The organism is Sorangium sp. So ce295 (assembly GCF_051527405.1).
Classification (GTDB): Bacteria; Myxococcota_A; Polyangia; order Polyangiales; family Polyangiaceae; genus Sorangium; species Sorangium cellulosum_B.
In genome coordinates, this window is the sequence record NZ_CP150324.1 from 5,810,439 (window position 1) to 5,832,500 (window position 22,062).

The following is a 22,062-nucleotide window of genomic DNA, read 5'->3' on the forward strand; positions in this document are numbered from 1 at the left end:
GTCGGCCAGCGGTAGGCCGGCGCCCAACGGCCCGCTGGACACCGGGAAATGACCATGATCCCGTCACGGCAGGCGCTCGCCGGCGCGATCTTTCCGCGGCGGCGACGCGTGCGCGTCAACCCGGCGTCCGCCGCGAGCCGCGCCCGGCCCGGGGCAGGCGCGCGATCAGCTCGCGAAGGACGCCTCGTAGAGATGGCGGAGATCGTCGCGCGAGCAGGGGCGCGGGTTGCTCGTGTGGCACGCGTCTTGGGCGGCGAGGTCGGCCAGCGCGTCGAGCTTGTCGCGCGGAACGCCTGCCTTCTCGAGGCCGGCCGCGAGCCCGATCCGGGCGCGCAAGGCGCGGATCGCGTCGGCGCACGCGGCGGCGTCCTCGGGCGCGCCGAGCAGGGCCGCGACGCGCGCGAGGCGCGGCGCGGCCGCGGCGACGTTGAACTCGACGACCGGCGGGAGGCAGAGGGCGTTCGCGAGGCCGTGGTGCAGGCCGCACTCGCTCGAGAGCGGGTGCGCGAGCGAGTGGCACGCGCCGAGCCCCTTCTGGAACGCGACCGCGCCCATCATCGCCGCCTTCATCATGCCGCCCCGCGCCTCGAGATCGTCGCCGTTCGTGACCGCCCGCGAGAGGTGCGCGGCGGCGAGGCGGATCCCCTCGAGCGCGATGCCGTCGGCCATCGGGTGATCGCCCTTCGCGACGTACGCCTCGATGCAGTGGGTGAGCGCGTCGAAGCCCGTCGCCGCCGTGAGGAAGGCCGGCATCGACCGCGTCATCACCGGATCGAGCAGCGCGGCGTTCGCGAGCAGGTGCGGCGAGAAGATCACCGTCTTCCGGTGGTTCACGTCGAGCGTCACGACGCCCGAGCGGCCGACCTCGCTGCCGGTCCCGGCCGTCGTGGGGATCGCGAGCATCGGCGGGACGTTGGGCGTGATGAAGCGGTCGCCGCCCGTGGCGTCGTCGTAGTCGACGAGCGGCCGATCATGGTTCACGCCGAGCCGCACGAGCTTGCCGACGTCGAGCGGCGAGCCGCCCCCGAGGGCGACGACGAGATCGGCGCGGGCCGCGCGGAACGCGGCGACGCCGTCGTGCACGTTCTTCTCGATGGGGTTGCCGAGCACGTCGTCGAAGACGGCCACCTCGAGGCCCTCCTTCCGCAGCGACGCGGCGACGGGCTCGAGCAGCCCCGAGCGGACGACGCCCTTGTCCGTGACGACGAGCGCCCTCGCCGCGCCGAGCCGGCGCGCCTCGGCGCCTGTCTGCTCGACGACGCCGGCGCCGAAGAGGATGCGTGTGGGAAAGCTCCAAACCGTGAACTGGCTCATGATCACACCGCCTCGAAGTAACGCTTCAGCTCCCAATCCGTGACCGCGCGCTCGTACTGCCGCACCTCCCAGTCGCGCGTCAGGACATAGTGTTCGACGAACCTCTCCCCGAGGATCTCGCGGGCCATCTTGCTGCCCGCGAGCATCCGGGTCGCGTCGGCGAGCGTACGGGGCAGCGACAGGCGCGAGGACTCGGCGGACGACGCGTCCCCGGCGGCCTGCGCCGGCGGCTCGACGCCGTTCTCGATGCCGTGGAGCCCCGCGCCGAGGCACGCGGCCATGGCGGTGTACGGGTTGATGTCCGCCGCCGTCTGCCGGTACTCGACGCGCGCGCCGGGCGTGCCGAGGCCGATGAGGCGGATCGCGGCCGTGCGGTTCTCGACGCCCCAGCTGGCGGTGAGCGGGGCCCAGACGCCGGGCACGTACCGCTTGTAGGCGTTGATCGTCGGCGAGTAGATCGCCGTGAGCTCCGGCATCAGGGCGATCTGGCCGCCGACGTAGTGGCGCAGCGCCGCCGGGATCCGATCGGGCGACGACGCGTCCTCGAAGACGTTGCGGCCATCCTTCCAGAGGCTCTGGTGCAGGTGGCCGCTCGATCCGGGGAGATCGGCGTTCCACTTCGCCATGAACGTGACCGACAGGCCGTGCTCGTGGGCGATCTGCTTCATGGCGACCTTGAAGAGCGCGGCCTTGTCCGCGGCGCGGAGCACGTCGTCGTAGCGGATCGCCGCCTCGTACACGCCCGGGCCGGTCTCGGTGTGCAGGCCCTCGATCTCGACGTCGAAGGCCTGCATCTGATCGAGGATGGCGGCCATGAGCTTCTTGTTCTGCCCCTCGCGGACCCACGAGTAGCCGAACATGCCGGGGCTGAGCGGCGTCAGGCCGGCGAACCGCTTCTCGTGCAGCGAGCGCGGCGTCTCCTCGAAGAGGAAGAACTCGAACTCGCACGAGAACTTCGCCGAGAACCCCATCCGCTCGCCCTTCGCGATGACGCTCCGGAGGAGCGAGCGCGGGCACGCGGGGTGCGGGCCGCCGCGCTCGTCGCGGAAGTCGGCGAGCATCGCGACGGTCCCCGGCTCCCACGGGATGTCGCGCAGCGTGCTCGGATCCAGGACGGCGTGCGCGTCCGGGTAGCCGGTGTGCCAGCCGGTCACCTTGGCGTTGTCGTAGAGGACGTCGGCGATGTCCCAGCCGAAGATGACGTCGCAGAAGCCGAAGCCGCTCTTGAGCGCGCTCTTCAGCTTCTCGATGGAGACGTACTTCCCGCGCAGGATGCCGTCGATGTCAAAGCCGCCGATCTTGGCGCGGGTGATGCCCCGCGCTTCCAGATCGGAGAGGAGCTTCTCGGAGGTCGAGGCGGTCATGGGCCGCGACGATAGCAGGGGAACGGGGCGACATGGCAAGCGCCCGCGCGAGGCGCGCGACGACCGCAGGGCGCCCCGCCGTCTGGATGCGCGCGTCCGGCGCGCGCTCACTTCACCCGGACGACCTGGATCGGATAGCGCTCCGCGAGCGGCACGAGCACGCGCTCGACGAGCTCGCGGACGCGCGCGTAGCGCTGGTGGTTCGTCGCGGCCGGATTGCGCTTCGAGTCGACGACGCCGATGCGGATGTCCAGCGTGCGCGCGTCCTCGACGCCCCCCGTCACGAACGCGTCCGGGTGCACCTTGTCGAGCTCGACGTTGAGCTCCGCCGCCTCCGGCGCCGCGCCGACGAAGGTGACCTCCAGCGCCTCGCCCAGGCCGTTCAGCACGGCGTTCAGGTTCTCCACCGGGAACGGCTGGCGCGCGAGCCACGCGACGACGGCGCGACGCGCGCCGCGCAGCGCCACGCTGACGGCGAGCGCGACCGAGATCGGCGCGAACACGAGGACCCCGAGCGCGCGCGCGACCTCGGGGCCCGCGTCGCGGCCGAGCGCCCCGAGGAAGACGAGCAGGAACACGCCGGAGGCGAGCGCCACGAGCGGGGGATCGGTGAGCACGCCCCACCGCGAGGTCGACGCGTTCATCAGCCGCGTGAAGCGGGCCGACACGCTCTGATCGGCGCGCTCGCCCGCGGCGGCGCTCCCGTGCGTCAGATCAGGCATCTCCAGCATCTCCGAGCATGCGCCAGAAGAACAGCCCGACGCCGAACAGGAGCAGCACGCCGGCGACCCAGAACGAGCGCACCGGGCCGAAGCTCAGCGCCTCGCCCGATTGCTTCATGATGAGGTCGGCCACCGTGACCACGCACGCGAACACGATGCAGGCCACGGGCAGCCCGAGCTGCTGGAGGAGCGTCGGCCCGCCGAGCGGCTTCGGGTCCGGCGGGCGCGGCCGCACGTCCGCCGGCGGACGCGCCGTCGGCCGGTACCTGCTCGACGGCATGTCCGACAGCGCGCGCACCGCGGCCGGCGCGACCGACGTCGTGCGCGGCGCGACGCTGAGCGCCATCTCGAGCGGCGGCGTGCTCTCGATCATCCCGCCCCCGCGCGCGAGCATGCTCGGCGGGGCGCTCTCCATGCCGCCGCCGCGCGGGAGCGCGCCCACGGGCGTCGACTCCGCGAAGCCGGCGCGGCCTCGCGCGCTCGTCGGCATGCTCTCCGGGACGATCACGCCCATGCCTCTGCCCCGCGCGCTCTGCGGCGCCTCGGGGAGGTCCATCTCGAGCCCGGCCGAATCCGAGGGCGGCGGCGGGCGCACGCTGCTCGCGGGACCTTCGCGGCGCCCTCCCCTCGGCGAGCGCATCGAGGCCGGGGCCACGTCGAGGTCGAGCTCGAGCGACCCGGCGTCGCTGGGCGTGTCGAGCCACACGTGCGCGGCGCGCTTGACCTGCGGGGCCGCGCGCATCGACGACGACGGAGGCGGCGGAACGGAGTACGCGTCGTCCTGCGCGGAGGTCCGCCCGAAGGTGGCCGGGAGCCCCATCGCCGCCTCCAGCTCCGTCCAGAAGGCCTCGATGTCGCGCGTGCGGTCGCGCGGGCTCACCGCGAGCGCGCGCTCGAACACCGCGTCGACCTCGGGCGGGATGTTGGCGCCCTCGGCCCGGGGCGTGGGCCGGCGCTTCACGTCGAGCGCCGTCCCCATCATCGCCTGCGCCTCGCCGTCGATCACCTGCCGCCCTACGAGCGCCTCGACCATGGTGAGCGCCAGACCCCAGACGTCGGTCCAAGTTCCCGCCTGCCCGAACCGCTTCGGCGCCCACTGCTCCGGGGCGCCGTACGCCGGGGAGAACGCGTTCAGCGGGTCGCCGTTCGTCACCCGTCCGACCGCCTGCTCGGCCAGCGTCTTCGCCTGCGCGATGCCGTAGTCGAGGATCTTCAGCCGCTCCGTCCCCTCCTGCGTCGTGATGAAGATGTTCTCGGGCTTGAGGTCGCGGTGGATGATCGACACCGTGCCGTTCGGGCTCGGGAAGCGGTGCGCGCGCGCGATCGCCTGCGCGATGGGGCGCATCATCTTCATCAGCCTGTGGAGCGGGATGGGCGGCTCTCCCTTGAGCCTCCGTCGATCGATGACCTTGTCGAGCGACTCGCCCTCCAGCCACTCGAGGGCCAGGAAGGGGACGAACTCCCCTCGCTTCAGGTGCAGCACGTCGACGTGGAGCGGGCGGACGACCTCCGGGATCGAGGCCGAGAGCCGGAAGAGCAGCTGGGCCTCCTCGCGGAACTTCTCGAGGAAGAGCTGCCGCTCGCGCGGCGTCTTCGCCTCGGACACCTTCAGGCATTTCAAGGCGACAGGCGCACGAAAGCCGGCGTGGAGCGCGCGGTACACCACGCCGAATCCTCCCTCCGCGACCACCTGCTCGACGTGGAAATTACCCGCCTGCGTGGTCCCGACGATGCCGAAGACGTCGTCCGCCATGCTCCCTGAGCCATAGCGCACGGGGCCGCTGGACCGAAGGGTGAAACCTAATTTTCCTGTTCGATCGTCCCAGGTCTGCCGGTCCCCCCGCGTTGGGGAGGGGCCGGGGTGACCAGATGGGCGTAGAGGACGGAGAAGGGAGCGAGGTCGACGGTTCAGCGTGACCGCACGTGGCCGCAAGGCGGCCGCGCGGCCGGGAGGCGCCGGCTCAGCTCCGGAGGTGCGAGGAGGCGTCGCGGTGGGCCCGGTCCTCCTCTTGGAGGATCGTGAACACGAGCCCGGCGCCGATGATCGGCAGGAGCCAGACGAGCTGCGCCTGCCAGACCTTCTGCTTGGGCTCGTAGACGCGGCTCCGGAAGACGCGCACGGTGACGTAGACCTGGAAAGCAAGGACCGCCGCGAGCGCGGCGCCGACGAGGATATCGAAGAGCGTCATGGGTGGGCCGCGGACAGCCTAGCCATGAAGGGCCTCCCCGCAAGGCAGCGGCGTCTGCCGTCGCGTTTTCGTCCCCGGCGGGCACGGAGCCGACGCACCGGAGGGCTGGGGCGACTCGCCGCTCCAGCTCGCTCCGATCACCTCCCGGCAGCGCTCGATAGGTAAGACATCTTACTTCGATGGCCGCCCGGGGTCACCGCGCCGTATTCCAACTCGCTCCGATCGCCTTCAGTGGCACTTCCTGCCTCCGCTGCGGCCCGCGGCCTGCTCCTTCTGACCGTATCCAGACAACCAGGAACCTCGATGATCTTGCGAAGGATGGGATACCGATCGATCTCGTCTGCTTCACGGGTGATGTGGCGAGGCCAGCTCGATGAGGCGCTCGATGCCCGCGACACCGGTCTTCGGGATGGAAGCGGCTCTGCCGAACCCAGCTGAGCCGCGGGATGCGCCGTGAGGTGTCCGGTGTACCTCGGCTCGCGCCCCGGTTCGACCCGTCGAGCCATGCCGGGCTGGTTCAGCGCGACAGCTGCACGTACTACAGTGCGCGCGTGCCTCAACCCCAGCCCCGGCGCCGCCCGCACCGAACCTCGACGCTGGACCTTCCCGGCCTCCGGCGCGGCCGCGCCCTTCTCGCCGCCGCGCTCGCCGGCGCCGCGGCGTGGATCGCGGCGGCGTGCTCCACGCCGTCGTCGGGGGTCGACGGCGGCGACCTGCTCGGCGTCTTCGAGCAGGACGCCGGCGCAGCCGTGGCCGACGGCGGGCAGCCGCGGCCCTCGGCGGCCCGGCAGGACGCAGGCGCCCGCGCGGCCGGTCCGGCCAGCGCGGCGGCGCCGCCGACGAAGCCGCCCGAGGCCAGGCTTCCCAGCGAAGGGAGCTGCGTCGCCGAGCAGGGGCGCCCCGGGCGAGAGCTCCGCAAGACGCTCGGCAGGCCGCCGTGCCGCGGCGCCCAGGTGCTGGAGACGCGCGACGCCGAGGGGTCGCCCCGCTACGCCTGCGTGATCGCGCCGAGCGGCGTGGAGACGCGCGCGCCGCTGCCGCTCATCGTCTTCTTCCACGCCGACGGCGACAACCCGACGAGCGTCGACAAGGAGACGGGCCTGCGCAAGCTCGGCGCCACGTGGAACCTGACCGGCGACCCGGCCCACGCGGGCTTCATCGTCCTCGCGCCCCAGGGCCGCGCCTTCAAGACGCCGAGCCAGGCCGAGCGCGAGCGCGGCACGAAGATGTACACGCCGACCGCGCCGTTCGACGTCGAGTTCACCGGCGAGGGCAACGTCGACGTCGCGACCGTCGACGCCTTCGTCGACCAGCTGCTCGAGAAGAAGCTCGTCGACCGGCGGCGCGTCTACGCGCTCGGAGGCTCCTACGGCGGCCACATGGCGGCGACGTACGCCATGATGCGCGCGGACCGCGTCGCGGCGTTCGCCACCTTCGGCAGCGACGCGCCGCCCGCCGAGTGGGCGTGCCCCGGCCCTCCCCCGCCCGCGATGGCGGTCTACCGCGCGTGCGACGACACGTTCCCGTGTGAGTCGGTCGAGCGATGGCTGCGCGCGCGCGACGCGCTCTCCGCGCACACCTCGTTCCTGCGCCTCGACGAGGCCGGCAGGGACGAGCCCCACTGCGCGCTCCGGAACCGCTGCTCCGCCAAGAAGGGCGCCATCAACCACGCCCGCTGGCCGAAGTCGCGCGAGACCGACCTGCTCCGCTTCTTCGCAGGGCACGTCCTTGCGCTCGGCGCGGACGCCGCCGCGGCCGAGGCCGCTCAGCGCCCCCGGACGCAGACCGGCACCAGCACGCGCTGACCGACGCACCCGGACGTAGACCAACACAAACGCGCGCTGACCGACGCGCGCGGACGCTGATCGACACCAGCGGACGCAAGCCAACGCAAACACGCGCTGACGAGCGCTGACGAACGCTGACGCCGCAAGCGCACGCCCGCACTGCTCGTCCCACGTATGCACCTGGCTTCGCCGCACGTCGACACTGCAACGTTGCGGTGCGGCGTTGAGCGGACCCGGCGTGTTGTCGTAGTGTTCGTCCCCGATGTCCGCTCAGGTCCAGCCCCTGCTCACCCCCTTGCCGGCCGGCATGTCCATCCCCGCCGGCACGCTCCGCGCCGAGATGGAGTCGCGCCGCGCGACCGGTCGCCGCTTCGACATCCGTGAGGCCATCGGCCTCGCCGTGCCGCTCTGCACCCAGCTGCACGAGCTGCACGCGCAGGGGCGGACCATGTTCGTGCACCCCTCGTGCCTCGGTCACGGCGCGAACGGCACCATCCAGCTGATCGAGGAGCTCGCCCACACCCCTCCTCTGCTACCGCGCGACCGCGCCTGCCTGGCGCCCGAGGAGCGCAAGGGCAACGAAGGCGACGCGCGCGCGAGCGTCTTCGCGGTGGGGGCCATCCTCTACGAGATGCTCACGAACAGCAGCGTCGGTCCCGGGATGCGGCGTCCGGCGGACGTGATCCCGGACCTGCCGCCCGCGCTGGAAACGGTGCTCGGCAAGTCGCTCGTGGCCGATCCGAAGCACCGCCCGGCGGATCTCGCCGCCCTCGCGCAGGCGCTCTACCAGATCGTCCCGAGCGCCTCGTCGATGCCCCCGAGCGCCGACACGTCGCACCTCGATGCCGACGGCGAGTTCGAGGTCGACGTCAACCTCTCGATGATGCCGCCGACCGGGCACCAGGAGGAAGCGCGCGTCCCGTCGGCGCCGTCCGTGCCGAGGATCCAGGCGGTCTCCGGGGACGGACCGTTCGCGGTCGCCATCCCGATCAACCAGCCGCAGCGCCTGCACGGCAACGATCCGACCCGCAAGCTCGCGGATCTCAAGGCCGCGCTCGAGTCCGATCCTCGGCCGCGGTACGTCGTCATCAAGGACGGCATGGACCATGGGCCGTTCTCGTCCGTGGAGCTGCTCCAGCAGATCGCGTCCGGCTCCTTCACAGGCGATCAGGTGCTGCGCGACACGTTCTCCGCGGAGGAGCGCGCGATCCAGGACTGGGAGGAGTTCGCCCCGTTCGCCGAGCAGGCGAAGCTGAACCGGGACATCGTGCAGGAGAAGCGCGCGCTCGACGCCGTCGTGTCGGCCGAGAAGCAGGGCACGCAGTACAAGGCGCTGCTCGGTCTCGCCCTGATGGGCGTCATCCTCGCCGCGGGCGCGGGCTGGTGGTACCGCGAACGCAGCCACAAGGAGCAGGAGCTCGCGGTGCAGGGCGCCACCGACCGCGTCGCGATCGAGGTCGACGCCGGCCTCGGCAGCGGCAAGACCGGGCGCGCCGGGGGCGGGGCGCGGCCGAGCGGCGGCGGCAGCTACCCGACGCTCGGCACTGGCCTGAGCTGTGAGGCGGCGCAGGCGCGCTATGTCGAGGAGTACAAGATGGGCAACAACGGCCCGGCCGACCTCACGGCGGGCGCCTACGGCAACGTGCTGAACCGCGGCACGTACCTGAATGCGTGCAACGTGCCCTCGAGCATGGAGGTGAACGTCTGCGCCGCGGTGCAGAACGGCCGCGCCGTGGGGGTCACCGTCACGACGAGCCCGTCGAACCCGAGCGTCGCCTCGTGCATCTCGGGGCAAATCCGCGGGATGTCGTTCCCGTCCCACCCGCGGCTCGACGTCGCCCGGACGACGTTCAAGTAAAGGAGGCCCGCGCGCCCCTCCCCGCCGAGCAACGAGGCCGGCGCGCCCCTCCCCGGCGACCGTGTCCACGCGACCGATGATCCAGATCGAGCAGCTGACGAAGAGCTTCGGGGGCATGCCGGTACTCCGGGGCGTCGACCTCGACGTGCCTGCCGGCTGCCTCTACGGGCTCATCGGGCCGGGCGCCTCGGGCAAGAGCGTGCTGCTCAAGATGATCACCGGGCTCCTGCGGCCGGATCGCGGGCGCGTGCTCGTCGACGGGAAGGACGTCCACGCGCTCAGCGACCTCGAGCTCCAGACGTTCCGTCTCAAGTTCGGGATGCTGTTCCAGAACAACGCGCTGTTCGACTACATGACCGTCGGGGAGAACATCGCGTTCCCTCTGCGCCGGCTCTACGATCTCAGCGAGGACGAGATCGAGGAGCGGGTCGCGGAGCGGCTCCGCGCGGTGTCTCTCGCGGGCTTCGAGGGACGGACGCCGGCGGGGCTGTCCGGCGGCCAGAAGAAGCGCGTCGGCGTCGCCCGCGCCACGATCGCGCGCGGCGAGATCGTCCTCTACGACGAGCCCGCGGCCGGCCTCGACCCGGTCACGTCGCAGCGCATCTTCGACCTGCTCCGCGCCGAGCAGAGGGCGATGAACGCGACCGTGGTGATGGTCTCGAGCGATCTCGACCGGCTGCTCACGGTCACCGACCGGGTGGGGATGCTCTACCGCGGGCGGCTCATCTTCGACGGCACCACCGCAGAAGCGAAGGCGAGCGACGACCCGCGCGTGAAGCAATTCGTCCACGGGCTGACCGAAGGGCCGCTGTAGAGCGGCGCCGCGCCGCGCAAGGCGCGCTGGGACAAGAAACAAAGACGCCAAGAGGACACGGAGAGAAATCTCTTCTCTCGATGTCTCTGGCGTTCTTTCGGCTCGCCTCCGCCTCTCCGCCTTTGCGCTGATCGGCCCACTTGCGGTCTTCTCCGCTGTTCAGCTCAACCCGTCCCGTCCTCCGCCGGCGCGACCGGGCCGCCGCCGGTGAAGTGGAACCACTGTGTCGGGTGAGCCCGGACGAAGCGCTCCAGGGCGCCCATCATCTCGGCCGCGGCCGCGTCCCGCTCCTCCTCGGTAGCCCGGCGGGCGAGCCGGATCGGCGGCGCCACGACCGCCTCGTAGTCCAGGAAGCCCAGGCGGTGCGTGAACACGGGCAAGATCGGCGCGCCGCTCATCGCGGCGAGCGCGATCGGCCCCTCGGGCGCCCGCCAGCGGCCGCCGAGGAAGGTGACCTCCCGGCTGCGCATCCCGGGCGGCGCGCGATCGATCTGCATCGCGACCACGCCGCCTCGCTGCAGGTGCTTGAGGAGCGGCAGGGCGTCCAGCGGTCCATCGCCGATGTGCACCACCTGGACACCAGCGCGCTGCCGGGCCGCATCCTGGATCGCGCGCGCCTCGGCGTCCCGTTCCCGCTGCATCGCCAGCATGACGCCCGCCGGATGCACCGCGCCGAGGATCTGGCCGGCGATGTCCCAGCCCCCGGTGTGCGCGGTGACGATGATGACCCCCCGGCCCGCTGCAGCGCACGCGTGGTAGTGCTCGACGCCCCGGGAGCGCCGCGCCACCGTGTACCCGCGATCGCTCGCGAGCAGCAGCGCCTCGGCGATGCAGCATCCGTAGGCGGCGAACACCGCGCTGCTGTCGAGCAGGTCGACGAGGCGCGACCGCGGCCCGCGGACGCGGCGGAGGTTCTGCTCGACGCGCCGGCGCAGCTCGGGGAGCGCGGCCGCGAAGAGCACGCCGAAGACCGGCGGGCTATGGCGCACCAAGGGCTCCGGCCCGCGCCTGACGCCCGCGGCGAGGGCGCGGCGCCAGAAGGCCGAGTCATGGCGTAGACCGGAGAAGAGCGCTCCGCGCGGGCGAGGCATGCGGCAGCCTATCTACCGCAAACATAACGGCCGAGGGAGAGGCATCGGGCGCGGGCCCCGCGCCGCCTTCGCGAGCCTGCCGAGGGCTCGTCACGAGACGCGCGGGCTGCGGGCTGCGAGCTGCTGGAGCGCATGCGCCCCCACCGAGGCACAACGCCCCGCTCGGATGAAACGACGTTCCAGGGCCATCGGCCCGACGCCGATTTCTCTCCTGCGCTCGTCCAAGGCGCTCTGCGAGGAGCCCAGTCCAGCATCACAGGAACCGAATCGCCGTCGCCAGGCGAATCCTTACCGATAAAACAGGTTCATGGAGCTCAAAGTAGTCTGTTACAAGGCCCTTTGATAAGGGGGGCCTTCGACATGAATATCCTGCTCGTCGATGACCAGAACGTCGTCCGGGAAGCGCTGGCGTACGCGCTGACGTCGCAGCCGGGGGTGAGCGAGGTCGTTCAGGCTGGAAGCGGGCAGGAGGCGCTCCGAGCGCAGGAGATCCACCGCTGTCAGGTGGCGGTGATCGAGCTCGGCCTCGCTGACCGCAGCGGCGTCGACCTCATCCGGGAGCTCAAGGGCGTCGCGGAGCTCCGCGTCATCGTGCTCTCGATGCACCGCGACGAGTTCCGGGTAGCCGAGGCGATGCGGGCCGGCGCCGATGGATATCTCTCGAAGCAGAGCCGGCTCGCCGATCTCGTGGAGGCGCTGCGCACCGTCGTCCGGGGGCGCACGGCGGTATCGCCGGACGTGAGCGCCGCGATGGTGCGCGCGCTCCAGCGGCGCGACGCCGCCGCCAGGGGCGACATGGTGGCCGCGCTGAGCGACCGGGAGCGGCAGGTGCTGCGGCTGCTCGCGATGGGCCTCTCGGCCAAGGAGGTCGCCGCCCAGCTCTCGATCAGCGTGAAGACGGTCGAGACGCACCGGGCGCGCCTCTGCGCGAAGGTGGCGACGCACAGCGTGGCCGACCTGACCCGCCTCGCCGTGCGAGCCGGCCTCGTCGAGGCCTAGGCGGCGCCGTCGCGCGGGAGCGCCCGGCGAGCGCCGGGAGCTCGCGCGCCGCCGTCACCGCGCGCGGCGTGCAGCGCGGCGCTGGCTCACGCCGCCGCGGTGGAAGCCCGCGGAGCTGCCCGGAGCGCCGGCAGCGTCTTTCCGATGAGCGCCGAGCCGATGGCGAACCCGGAGAGCGTGAGTCGCATGTGGAGCACGTCCAGCATGCCCTGGCGGTGGAGCAGGGTCAGCGTGCCGCGGATATCCCGGCGGCGAACGCGCAGCTTCTCGACCAGCGAGTCGAGTGTCTCGGAGCGTCCTTCGCGTTGCGCCATGGCCAGAGCCTGCAGGAGAGTTGCGGCTAAAATTTTCTTGTCCATGAGAGCACCCTAGGAAGGGTTCCCTTGAGGTGCCCAGTTTTCGGCGACGATTTTTGTGCGAGATGTCGCTCGCAGATTGGACGATGGGCTCTCCGTACTCTGCTCATCCTGCGCCTGATACCCACCTCCCCGTATCGAGGGCTCGTCAGCGGTGGTGTCCAGGTCGCCGCCAGCAGAGGCGCGTCGCGTCACGCCGAAATGACGCCCTCGATGGGTGCGGGCACACCCGGTTGGGCGACCCTTCGGCCAATCCATGCCCTCGGATGGCTCGGCGCGCCAGCGGGGCTCCGCTCTAAGGAGCCGTGTAGGTCGCGCTCAGCTGATATGTGCTGGCCGCGAAGCCGTTCACCGAGAGGAAGGCCTGCGTCTGCCCCGCCGGGACCGTCAGATTGCAGGTCTCAGCGGCGCCGTCCAGATACGGACGGCAGTCGTACGAGGTCAGGGTCGGCGCCGCGCCGAACCTCACATAGAGATCAGGGTCGCCGGTGCCGGTCATCACAAGCCGGAGGCTCGTGCCAGGAACCACCGAGAGGGGCCCGTGCGCCGCCGATGCGCCCGCCGCGACGCTGCCGTTGAAGGTGGCCGACGTGGCCGCACCGCCGCCGCTGCTGGTGCCGCTCGGTCGGGTATAGGTCACCGCCACGTTGCAGGTGGCCGCGGTGTACCCTCTGACCTTGACGTACGCCTTGGTTTGCCCTGTCGGCACGGTCAACGTGCACGTCTCGGATGCCCCGGAGAGGTACGGGCGGCAGTTGTGCGAGGCCGTCGTCGGCGCCGATCCGAACTTCACGTAGAGGTCGGGATCGCCGGTGCCGGTCATCACCACCTTGAGGCCCGTCCCCGGCGTGACAGCGAAACCGGCGCTCGATCCGATGTCCACGAATGCACCTGCGTTGACGCTGCTGGTGAAGTTCTCGGTCACCGTCGTGCTGCCGCCGCTGCCGCCGCTGCCGCCACCAGCGCCGCCGCTACCGCCGCTGCCGCCACCAGCGCCGCCGCTTCCGCCGCTGCCGCCGGCGCCACCGGCGCCGCCAGGCGGGCCGTAGAGCGCCTGGGCGCCCTGGATGTCTCTTGCGGTCAGCACAAAGTTCCAGTCGCCGGTGCCGTTGCACTGGGGATAGTGCATGACGGAATCCGAGTCATAGGTGGTCAGCGCGCGCCACGCGTTGTCCTCGAAGCAGACCCCCGCCTCGGGGCGCGTGTGCTCGTGCCGAAAGCCGAGCGTGTGGCCAAGCTCGTGCCGCAGGGCTGCCTCGAGCGCGACGCCAGAGACCTGGAGCTCGTTGAAGTCGATCAGCACGTTCCGCACCGATCGCGTATCGTTGGGGAAGAACGCCCGCGCGATGTACTGGCCGCCGGAGTTCGTCGGCCTCACGTCGAAGACGACGTTGCTGTTGCCCGCAGTGCAGGTCGCGTCCTGAGCGCTCTGGTAGATGTAATCGACATCCGCGGCGCTCTCCCAGGATGCCGTGGCGGCAGCCATGGCCGCCACGACGGCGGCATGGCGCGCGCCGAAGGTCGTGCTCACGCAGTAGGTGATGCTCTTCTTCTGGACCGCCGACCAGACGACATCGCTGCCGCCGCTGCGTTGCACGCTGAGAGCGCCATCTCGTACGTACGTCTCCCAGAACTCCTGGAGATGCTTGATGTCGGCGACGGGCGTGTCCCCATCGACAATGTAAACACCAGAGCCAGGCTCGCGGAACGCGGCCCTCTCGAACGCCTCGAAGCTTTCCTGGCTACTGCCGACGTCCTCGACCGGCTCATCCTCGAGATCCGACACGCAGGCCGTAAGCGCGAATACACCCGCGGTCATTACGCCAAGCTTGAAGCTGGCCGAGCCGCAGACACGCGATCTACGCGATCTCACAGAGCGCATTGAGAGCTCCTTCCGCTCGAAAAAATGATTCTTTGTTCCAGCGAAGAGTCGTTCGGCCGACCGGGAGGTTATATAACCTGATCCGAGCGAGGCAGGATCACCAAATCGTCATGAATCAATAAAAATGACGACGATACTCAAGCGCTGCAGCCATCCAGCGCAACCGACAGCGTTTTGTTGGTACGGAAATTTTCCAATTCCACAAAAATCCCCCCGACGGCGCCGGCTGGCGATTGCGCTCGATGGTGTCCGACCGGCAAGGCCCGCCGCGCATGGCCGTCGGCGAGCGCCTTGGCGCTCCCGGACAGGCCCGGGAGCGCATCCGCGGGCGATCTTACAGCTTGCCCCTGACGTAGGCTCGCTGGATCGTCAGCTTGGGAGGACCGGCGGAGATCTCGAACGCTTCCGGACGGCCGTCCGGAGCGAGGCTGCCCACGAGGCGCATCGTCTTCAGAGAGACGGTGACGGCGCCCGAGGCGTCGCGGAGGTACTGGACGTCGACGGGCTTCGTCGGATCGACGCTGGGCATGTACTCCTGCTGCTTCAGGTCGAAGGAGCCTTTCTTCTTGAGGAGCCGGGCGAGCGCCGAGGCGGTGGCGACGGGCGAGGCGAGCCACGCCTTGGCCGCCGGCGTGAACGTCCCTTGGACCTTCTTGCCCTCGACCTCTCCCGAGTACTCGTATTCGAAGTTCTTCTTCTGGGACAGCTCGATACGGTGGTTCGCCTTGCCTCCCGACGTCTCGATCCAGACGCCTTCCTTGATCTGCCCCTGAGGATCGATGAGCACGTTCGACGCCTCATCCTCGATGTGCAGAGATTTGGGGTCACGCGGCAGGAAGGTGGCCGAGCGGGAGAACCATCGCCGCTGGCCGCCCTCGTCCTTGAGCAGATCGCTCGTCTCGAAGCCGACAGGGACCTTGTCGAGGCGCAGGATGACGGTGTCCGTGTACTCGGGCTTCGGCGCGGCGCTCTTCGACTCGAACGAGTCGAAGAGCCCCTTGGCGAGCCGCTCGAACGTGCGGACATACCCGACCTCGTCATGCAGGCAGGCGATGGGGCGCGCCCTGTCCGCGTGCAGCGCGATCTTGAGCAGGCCGGCCGCCTTCCCGCCGGCGGTCGGGACGAGGTAGAGGGCCTGCACGAACACCGCGGGGCTCTCCCGGTGCACGCTCACCTCCCAGGGAACGACGCGAGCGACCTCCACCTTCGCAGGGTCGAGCAGCTCGATGAAGTTCCTTATCACCTCGCCCGAGTCGAGCATCGTGTTGTAAACGAAGCACTCGACATGGGTGTCCGTGCCGAGGGGGATGGAGATCGCGACGAGCTTCTCCTTCGGCTCGATCTTCGCCTCCCCTGCCCCGAACGCGCGCGCCGACCAGTCCGCGGCGCGGAGCTCCCGGGCGGGCAGCTCGCCTGTCTCGCGGGCGAGCGCCTCCTCGATGTCGAAAGGCTCCTTCGCCGCGGGCGCGGGGCCCGGCTCAGGGCTCTCCGCGGGCGCCGCGCCGCTGGTGCCGCCGCAGCCCGCGAGGAGCGCCAGCGAGAGCGCGACCAGGCCCGCGCCACGCGCGTAGCCCGGAGCGCGGCCGCGCGCGCGGCGCGGCCATGATGTCATGTTCGGTGAGCAGAGCTGGCCCCCATCGAGACGAGCCCCCTGGATCGCAAGCGCCATGTGAATCTCCTGCAATGTCGTCACCCCGGCCGCCCGGAAGCCTCGTCGTCGGGCCGGGCGCTGAAGGTGATGATGCAGTGCAACGAGAGCGGCAGCGGCATCGTGTTGTCAAGACGCGACGCGCCAGCGCCGCGGCCCTTCGACGCCCCGCCTGAAGGCTGCCCGTCACAAGACCGTCAAGGTGGCCCCTCGGCCATCCAGATTCAGCCATGTCACAGCAGAATAACAACCACACGAGAATCCAGCGGGTTCGCCTGAGTCGACAGAGCGCAAGGGAGCCATCGGAGGTGCCGGGCGCTCGATCGTGAGCAGCGGCGGCCGCGCAGGTGAACCCTGAAAGGGCCACCGTGAGCTCTTGTGTTGCGCGATGGTAGCAGTGGTCTCGCTGGTTCGTTCGATCAGAGGATAGCCACAGAAGACGATCCGGACGACCGGCCGCTTCCAGTGAGCCTGTCACGACGGAGCCCGCAGACTGGGGCGACCAGACACGGCGGAGCGCACAGTGAGGCAATTTGCCACAGCGAGCCCTCGAGACGACACCCTGGCGACCCGATGGTCATCAATTGTCCGGCCTCGACGCATCGGCAGATTCGTCCGAGCTCCCCGGCCTGGCACCCGCGTTGCAGCATGGCCCCGGCGTCGCCGGCACCGCCGGCCTGATGTGGCCAAGCAGCAGCAGGTAGCCACGGTCGTCGAGTGGCGTTCACGAGGCAATCCATCCGAGGAGTGATTCATGGGACAGACCAGCGAGAGCAAGCGAGGCTTCGCAGCGATGAACGCGGATCAGCAGCGCCAGATCGCGAGTCAGGGCGGCAAGGCAGCTCATGAGAAGGGCACGGCGCACGAGTTCACGTCCGAGGAGGCGCGCGCAGCGGGCCGCAAGGGGGGCGAGGCTGTCAGTCAGAACCGCGAACACATGGCCGAGATCGGGCGCAAGGGCGCCGAGGCGCGGAGTCTGGCGACGAACGGCGAGGGCCGGAGCCGGAAGGGCCGCGGCGGAAGCCATGAGCAACAGGTGAAGGCGGACGAACAACCCCAACAGAACTAGACCGTCCCGGCGCGCCGCTCGGGATCGCCCGAGGGCGCGAGGACCACGAAGAGCCGCCGAGGAACCACGAAAGGTATTCCCCCTTTCACGGTTGCTCGGCGGTCCTTCTTGGCGCTGTCGAGACGCGCGACGCCGCAGCGCTCCCTCCGCCGCGCCCGCCCCCCGGTCGACGGTGGGTGATGGCTTTAACCCAGACGCCAGTACCCGGAATCACTGGTTCGGAGAGGGCCACTCCAGCCCCTCGGCTACTCCGAGCCGTCGTCGATCCCCGCACCGTCCTCGAACATCGCCGGGTCGTCGTCGAGGTCGCTCTCGTCCGGCGCGCCGCCGTCCGCCGCCTGCGCGCCGCCCTCGGTCGCGCTGGCGGGCGACATCCTCCATCCACCGGTCGGAGGGCCGGATGGCCACGAGCGGAGCCCGGGCGGCGGCCTGAAGCCGTCGACCTCGTCCTCCGGCGCATCGAGGCCCGCCGCCGCCGCGCGGCGAGCCCAGTCGGGCGCGTTCGCGGGCGGCGCGTGCCGCGGCCGCCACCCGCCCCCCTCGGGCGTGATGGCCCGCTTGAGGTAGCCGTGCGCTCCGGAGGTGAAGCCCACGTCCGAAAGCGCGCGCGCGAGGGGGGAGCTGTGCGCAGGCTCGCCGTCGATCGTGGCCACGAGCACGGCGCGCCGCCGCCCCTCGTCGACGAGCGCCCCGAGCGCCGAGGCGATGGCCCGGATCGCGTCGCCGCGCTCCGGCTCGGCCTCCGGCAGGAACGTGGTGAGGCTCCGCTCGGTGCGGCCCATCCAGGCGAGCAGCCGGCCGTCGTGCAGGATCACCAGGGCGCCCGCGGCCCGTTGCGGCCGGACCGGGCCGCGGACGGCGCCTTCGGTGCCGCCGTCGACAGGCGCGGGGAGCTCGGGCCAGCGGACGGCGGCGCCCCAGGGGCTCGCCGGATCCGTGGCAGCGAGGACGAGCGTCCGGGGATCGTCGGACGGCTCGCGGCAGGCCCGGAGGCGATCGTCGGCGCCGGGCAACGCGAACTGCGCAGCGCCCAGCCCGGCGACGAAATAGCCGCGCCGCGCCTGACCGGCCTCCTCCATGGCGCGGAGCACGTCGTACACGGCGGAGAAGCCGCCGGCGAGCCCCTCGACCGCCGCCGCCTCGCGCGTGAGCACCCCGTGGCGCTCGAGCAGCGCGCGGGCGAGCGCCGCGCGTCGCTCGGTCTCGCCAGGCGCGCCGGAGGGCGCGCCGCCGGCAGCGCCGGACGCGCCGGGAGACGACAGCAGCGACCAGCGCCCTTCGCTCCCCGGCGGGCCGATCCGGCGCGCCCGCAGCGCCGCGAGGCCGCGGCTGGACGCAGCGCGATCGCGGTCGCGCCGCCGGCCGCTCGATCCGGACGCGCGGCCGAGGGCGCGCAGCGGGGCGAGCGTATCGTTCGTGACCTCGCCGGCCCACACGAGATCCCAGAGCGCGGCGAGCAGGTCGGCGCCGAAGGCGCCCGTCTCGCGCGACAGGTCGGAGAAGAAGAGCGCGCCGCGGCGCGCGAGCGCGGCGCGGATGCCCTCGGCGAGCGCCCCCTCGGCGCGGCCAGGCGGCGGGGCGAGGTACGGAAAGGCCTCGGCCAGGTAGAGCGCGACGCGGCCATCGCCGTCGCCGACCGGCTCGACGCCGCGCCAGAGGACCTCGCCGGCCGCGCAGAGCGCGTCGAGATCACCGGGCCGGTAGCCCTCGACGCGGGCGGGCAGGATCTCGGCCTCCAGGGCGGAGGCCGAGAGGGGCGCGCCCTGGAGCTGCTCGAGCGCCGCGAGCAAGCCGTCGAGGCCGCGCCGGCGACGGTGCAGGCCGTGCCAGTCGGCGAGGAAGCGGGCGTAGGCCTCCGGCGGGACCGGCTCGACCTCGGCGCGCAGCCGGGCCAGCGAGCGGCGCTTCAGCGAGCGCAGCACCTCGGCGTCGCAGAACTCCTGGCCACGGCCGCCGGGGAGGAACTCGCCCTCGACCACGCGGCCTCGCTCGGCGAGGCGCGCGAGCGCGGCCAGCACCGGCGCAGGGCCGAGGCCGAAGCGCCGGGCCACGTCGTCGGCGCGGAAGGGCCCGTGCGTGCGCGCGTAGCGGGCAACCAGCTCGCCGAGCGGGTCCGCGACGGGCTCGAGGAACGCGATCGGGAGGCCGAGCGGCGGCACAACGCCGAGGGCGTCGCGCAGCCGGCCCGCGTCCTCGGCTGCGGCGACGCGGCGCTCGCCGCCGATCTGGACCTCGATGGCGCGCCGATCCCGGACGAGCTCGTCGATCCAGGCGGCGGCGCGCTCGCGGGCCGCTTCGGGCGGGGCGTCATGACCGACCGCGCGCCGGGCGATCTCGTCGCGCGTGAGATCGCCGAGCGAGAGCAGGAGATCGTGCGCCTGGTCCTCGTGCTTGAGCGGCGCTCGGCCGTCGAGGCGCTGGAGCGACGCCTCGAGGGCCAGCACGGCGTCCGCGTCGAACAGCTCGCGCAGCTCGGCCTCGCCGAGCAGCTCGCGCAGGCGGCTGTGATCGATGGTGAGCACCTGCGCCCTTCGCTCGGCGAGCGGCAGATCGCCCTCGTAGATGAAATTGCCGGCGTAGGTGAAGAGCAGCGTGGCCGCGAACGGAGACGGCGCGCGGACGTCGACCGTGACCACGCGGACCTTTCGGGCGGCGATCTGCCTGAGGAGATCCTCGAGCGCCGTGAGGTCGAAGACGTCGCGCAGGCACTCGCGGTAGGTCTCGAGCAGGATGGGGAACGAGCCGTATCGCGACGCGACGGCGAGCAGGTCGGCGGCGCGCTTGCGCTGGGCCCAGAGCGGCGAGCGCTTGCCGGGGAACTTGCGCGGCAGGAGCAGCGCCCGGCCCGCGCACTCGCGGAAGCGCGAGGCGAAGAGGGCGGTGTCGCCGAGGCCGCGGACGAGCAGCTCCTCCACCTGGTCGGCCTGCGGCAGGAGCTGCTTCGCGTCGGGGGGCGACTCCGACTCGGGCAGCCGCAGGACGATGCCGTCGTCGGTCCACACGGTGTCGACAGCGAGGCCGAGCTCGAGGCGGCACCGCTCGGAGATGCAGGTCGCGAGCGGCGCGTGGACGCGGCCGCCGAACGGCGAGAGGAGGCAGATGCGGTGGTCGCCGACCTCGTCGATGAACCGCTCGATCACGAGGGTGCGGTCGCTCGGGACGTCGCCCGTGGCCGCGGCCTGGTCGCGCACGTACCGGACGAGGTTCGAGGCCGCGCGCTCGTCGAGGCCATGCTCGTCCGCGAGCGTGCGCTCGGCCTCGCCGTCGGGCAGCGCGGCGAGGCGCCGCGCGAGGGCGCCGATGGAGGCGCCCAGCTCGGCGTTGCGCCCGGCCTGGTCGCCGCGCCAGAACGGCATCTTGCCCGGCTCGCCCGGGGCGGGGACGACGAGGACGCGGTCATGGGTGATGTCGGTGATGCGCCACGAGGAGGCGCCGAGGAGGAAGACCTCGCCCTCGCGGGCCTCGAAGACCATCTCCTCGTCGAGCTCCCCGACGCGCCGGCCGGGGCGCGCGGCGTCGCCGCCGGTGTCCAGGAAGACGCCGTAGAGGCCGCGGTCGGGGATGGTGCCGGCGTTGACGACGGCGAGGCGCTTCGCGCCCTTCCTGGCGCGCACGGCGCCGCCCACCCGGTCCCAGACGATGCGGGGCCGGAGCTCGGCGAACTCGTCGGAGGGGTAGCGGCCGGAGAGCATGTCGAGCACGCCCTCGAAGCTCGCGCGGGGCAGCTCGGCGAAGGGCGCCGCCCGGCGAACGAGCGAGAAGAGCGCGTCCACGTGGAGGGTGTCCATCGAGGCGATGGCGACGATCTGCTGGGCGAGGACGTCGAGCGGGTTCCTCGGGTACAGGGTCGCCTCGACCTTGCCTTCGCGCATGCGGGACGCGGCGGCGGCGCACGCGAGCAGATCGCCGCGGTGCTTCGGGAAGACGACGCCGCGCGACGTGCCGGAGACCTCGTGCCCCGCGCGCCCTACGCGCTGGAGCCCGGCGGCGACCGAGGGCGGCGCTTCGAGCTGGATCACGAGGTCGACGGAGCCGAGGTCGAGGCCGAGCTCGAGCGACGAGGTCGCGACGATGCACGGCAGGAGGCCCGCCTTGAGCCGCTCCTCGATCTGCTGCCGCTGCTCGCGGGCGATCGATCCGTGGTGCGCGAGCGCGATCTCGGCGCCGGCGGTGTCGTTGAGCGCCGCGGCGAGGCGCTCGGCGAGGCGCCGGCTGTTCACGAAGATCATCGTGGTGCGGTGGGCGCGGACGAGCTCGACGAGGCGCGGGTGGATGCTCGGCCAGATCGAGCGCTGCGCCGGCTCGGCGGGCGCCCCTCTCGGGCCCTCGCCAGCGCGGGCGGCCTCGCCGAGCTTGGTCATGTCCTCGACGGGCACCTCGATGCGGAGCTCCAGGGCCTTCGGGGCGCTCGCGTCGACGAGGGTCACCGGCCGCGGCGCGAAGCGCCCGCCGGCGCCGTCGGTCTCGCCGCCGCCGAGCAGCCGCGCGACCTCGTCGAGCGGCCGCTGCGTGGCGGAAAGGCCGATGCGCTGCATCGGCCGCGGCGCGGATCGGAGCGCCTCGAGCCGCTCGAGGGACAGGGCCAGGTGCGCCCCGCGCTTCGTCGCGACGAGCGCGTGGATCTCGTCGATGATGACGGTCTCGACGGCGCGCAGCCGATCGCGCGCGGCCGCGGTGAGCAGGAGGTAGAGCGACTCCGGGGTGGTGATGAGGATGTCCGGCGGCCTCTTGGCGAGCCGGACGCGGTCCTCGGGCGCGGTATCGCCGGAGCGCACGCCGACCTGGGGGACGCGGTAGGGCAGGCCGAGGCGCTCGGCGGCGGCGGCGATGCCGGCGAGCGGCGCGCGCAGGTTGCGCTCGACGTCGATCGCGAGCGCCTTGAGGGGCGATACGTAGACGACGCGGCAGCGCTCGGCGGCCTCGGGCTCGGGCGACGCCATGAGCCGGTCGATGGCCGCAAGGAAGGCGG

At 71.9% G+C, this 22,062-nt stretch carries 15 protein-coding genes (1 of these 15 cut by a window edge); 5 read left to right on the forward strand and 10 right to left on the reverse strand.

Annotated features, from left to right (window positions below):
• Window positions 1–165: 165 nt before the first annotated feature.
• The 5 genes from WMF11_RS21980 to WMF11_RS22000 form a co-directional block, all read right to left on the reverse strand.
• Window positions 166–1,320 carry an iron-containing alcohol dehydrogenase gene (locus WMF11_RS21980; RefSeq protein ID WP_437978789.1) on the reverse strand — a complete coding sequence of 385 codons (1,155 nt, stop codon included), beginning with the start codon at window positions 1,318–1,320 and terminating at the stop codon, window positions 166–168.
• On the reverse strand, window positions 1,317–2,678 hold the full coding sequence (locus WMF11_RS21985; protein WP_437978790.1) for a glutamine synthetase family protein: 1,362 nt from the start codon (window positions 2,676–2,678) through the stop codon (window positions 1,317–1,319). The genes WMF11_RS21980 and WMF11_RS21985 overlap by 4 nt, the downstream gene beginning before the upstream one ends.
• 107 nt (window positions 2,679–2,785) lie before the next feature.
• Entirely contained in the window at window positions 2,786–3,400 is a 615-nt protein-coding gene (locus WMF11_RS21990) for a hypothetical protein (protein ID WP_437978791.1), read from the reverse strand.
• Window positions 3,393–5,153: a serine/threonine protein kinase gene (locus WMF11_RS21995; protein ID WP_437910467.1), complete on the reverse strand. Its 1,761-nt coding sequence runs from the start codon at window positions 5,151–5,153 to the stop codon at window positions 3,393–3,395. Before WMF11_RS21995 ends, WMF11_RS21990 begins: the two co-directional genes overlap by 8 nt.
• A gap of 208 nt (window positions 5,154–5,361) precedes the next feature.
• Window positions 5,362–5,589 carry a hypothetical protein gene (locus tag WMF11_RS22000; RefSeq protein WP_437554529.1) on the reverse strand — a complete coding sequence of 76 codons (228 nt, stop codon included), beginning with the start codon at window positions 5,587–5,589 and terminating at the stop codon, window positions 5,362–5,364.
• A 551-nt stretch (window positions 5,590–6,140) separates the two neighbouring features.
• On the opposite strand from WMF11_RS22000, the gene WMF11_RS22005 reads away from it, so the two are divergent.
• The 3 genes from WMF11_RS22005 (at window position 6,141) to WMF11_RS22015 (ending at window position 10,048) form a co-directional block, all read left to right on the forward strand.
• Window positions 6,141–7,394, forward strand: coding sequence for an alpha/beta fold hydrolase (locus WMF11_RS22005; protein ID WP_437978792.1), 1,254 nt, complete (start codon window positions 6,141–6,143; stop codon window positions 7,392–7,394).
• Between the two features lie 244 nt (window positions 7,395–7,638).
• A complete protein-coding gene (locus WMF11_RS22010; protein ID WP_437554533.1) occupies window positions 7,639–9,234 on the forward strand; it encodes a hypothetical protein in 1,596 nt (531 codons plus the stop codon).
• A 76-nt stretch (window positions 9,235–9,310) separates the two neighbouring features.
• Window positions 9,311–10,048, forward strand: a complete 738-nt coding sequence (locus WMF11_RS22015; RefSeq protein ID WP_437554535.1) for an ABC transporter ATP-binding protein — start codon at window positions 9,311–9,313, stop codon at window positions 10,046–10,048.
• 164 nt (window positions 10,049–10,212) lie between these two features.
• Here the strand turns inward: WMF11_RS22015 and WMF11_RS22020 are convergent, their stop codons facing one another.
• Complete coding sequence (locus WMF11_RS22020) at window positions 10,213–11,139, reverse strand: lysophospholipid acyltransferase family protein (RefSeq protein ID WP_437978793.1); 927 nt, start codon at window positions 11,137–11,139, stop codon at window positions 10,213–10,215.
• A gap of 360 nt (window positions 11,140–11,499) precedes the next feature.
• On the opposite strand from WMF11_RS22020, the gene WMF11_RS22025 reads away from it, so the two are divergent.
• The gene (locus WMF11_RS22025) at window positions 11,500–12,138 is read left to right on the forward strand and encodes a response regulator (protein WP_437554539.1); all 639 of its coding nucleotides are present in this window, start codon (window positions 11,500–11,502) and stop codon (window positions 12,136–12,138) included.
• 86 nt (window positions 12,139–12,224) lie between these two features.
• Here WMF11_RS22025 and WMF11_RS22030 read toward each other — a convergent pair whose 3' ends face one another.
• The 3 genes from WMF11_RS22030 to WMF11_RS22040 form a co-directional block, all read right to left on the reverse strand.
• Entirely contained in the window at window positions 12,225–12,497 is a 273-nt protein-coding gene (locus WMF11_RS22030; protein WP_012236596.1) for a hypothetical protein, read from the reverse strand.
• Between the two features lie 292 nt (window positions 12,498–12,789).
• Window positions 12,790–14,280 carry a pre-peptidase C-terminal domain-containing protein gene (locus WMF11_RS22035; RefSeq protein ID WP_437978794.1) on the reverse strand — a complete coding sequence of 497 codons (1,491 nt, stop codon included), beginning with the start codon at window positions 14,278–14,280 and terminating at the stop codon, window positions 12,790–12,792.
• A gap of 430 nt (window positions 14,281–14,710) precedes the next feature.
• Complete coding sequence (locus WMF11_RS22040; protein ID WP_437978795.1) at window positions 14,711–16,045, reverse strand: hypothetical protein; 1,335 nt, start codon at window positions 16,043–16,045, stop codon at window positions 14,711–14,713.
• Window positions 16,046–16,778: 733 nt separating this feature from the next.
• On the opposite strand from WMF11_RS22040, the gene WMF11_RS22045 reads away from it, so the two are divergent.
• Window positions 16,779–17,093, forward strand: a complete 315-nt coding sequence (locus WMF11_RS22045; protein WP_437554545.1) for a KGG domain-containing protein — start codon at window positions 16,779–16,781, stop codon at window positions 17,091–17,093.
• Window positions 17,094–17,338: 245 nt separating this feature from the next.
• Here the strand turns inward: WMF11_RS22045 and WMF11_RS22050 are convergent, their stop codons facing one another.
• Window positions 17,339–22,062, reverse strand: partial view of an Lhr family helicase gene (locus WMF11_RS22050; RefSeq protein ID WP_437978796.1) — the 3' portion only. It continues 178 nt past the right edge of the window; only the last 4,724 of its 4,902 coding nucleotides appear in the window; its start codon lies off the right edge, out of view — the gene reads right to left on this strand; the stop codon is at window positions 17,339–17,341.

What these genes read in the sequence shown, in the direction of transcription:
- WMF11_RS21985 (WP_437978790.1), bottom strand. Translation starts at nt 2,678, where the DNA reads ATGACCGCCTCGACCTCCGAGAAGCTCCTCTCCGATCTGGAAGCGCGG.
- WMF11_RS21990 (WP_437978791.1), bottom strand. Translation starts at nt 3,400, where the DNA reads ATGCCTGATCTGACGCACGGGAGCGCCGCCGCGGGCGAGCGCGCCGAT.
- WMF11_RS21995 (WP_437910467.1), bottom strand. Translation starts at nt 5,153, where the DNA reads ATGGCGGACGACGTCTTCGGCATCGTCGGGACCACGCAGGCGGGTAAT.
- WMF11_RS22000 (WP_437554529.1), bottom strand. Translation starts at nt 5,589, where the DNA reads ATGACGCTCTTCGATATCCTCGTCGGCGCCGCGCTCGCGGCGGTCCTT.
- WMF11_RS22010 (WP_437554533.1), top strand. Translation starts at nt 7,639, where the DNA reads ATGTCCGCTCAGGTCCAGCCCCTGCTCACCCCCTTGCCGGCCGGCATG.
- WMF11_RS22015 (WP_437554535.1), top strand. Translation starts at nt 9,311, where the DNA reads ATGATCCAGATCGAGCAGCTGACGAAGAGCTTCGGGGGCATGCCGGTA.
- WMF11_RS22020 (WP_437978793.1), bottom strand. Translation starts at nt 11,139, where the DNA reads ATGCCTCGCCCGCGCGGAGCGCTCTTCTCCGGTCTACGCCATGACTCG.
- WMF11_RS22025 (WP_437554539.1), top strand. Translation starts at nt 11,500, where the DNA reads ATGAATATCCTGCTCGTCGATGACCAGAACGTCGTCCGGGAAGCGCTG.
- WMF11_RS22030 (WP_012236596.1), bottom strand. Translation starts at nt 12,497, where the DNA reads ATGGACAAGAAAATTTTAGCCGCAACTCTCCTGCAGGCTCTGGCCATG.
- WMF11_RS22040 (WP_437978795.1), bottom strand. Translation starts at nt 16,045, where the DNA reads ATGGCGCTTGCGATCCAGGGGGCTCGTCTCGATGGGGGCCAGCTCTGC.
- WMF11_RS22045 (WP_437554545.1), top strand. Translation starts at nt 16,779, where the DNA reads ATGGGACAGACCAGCGAGAGCAAGCGAGGCTTCGCAGCGATGAACGCG.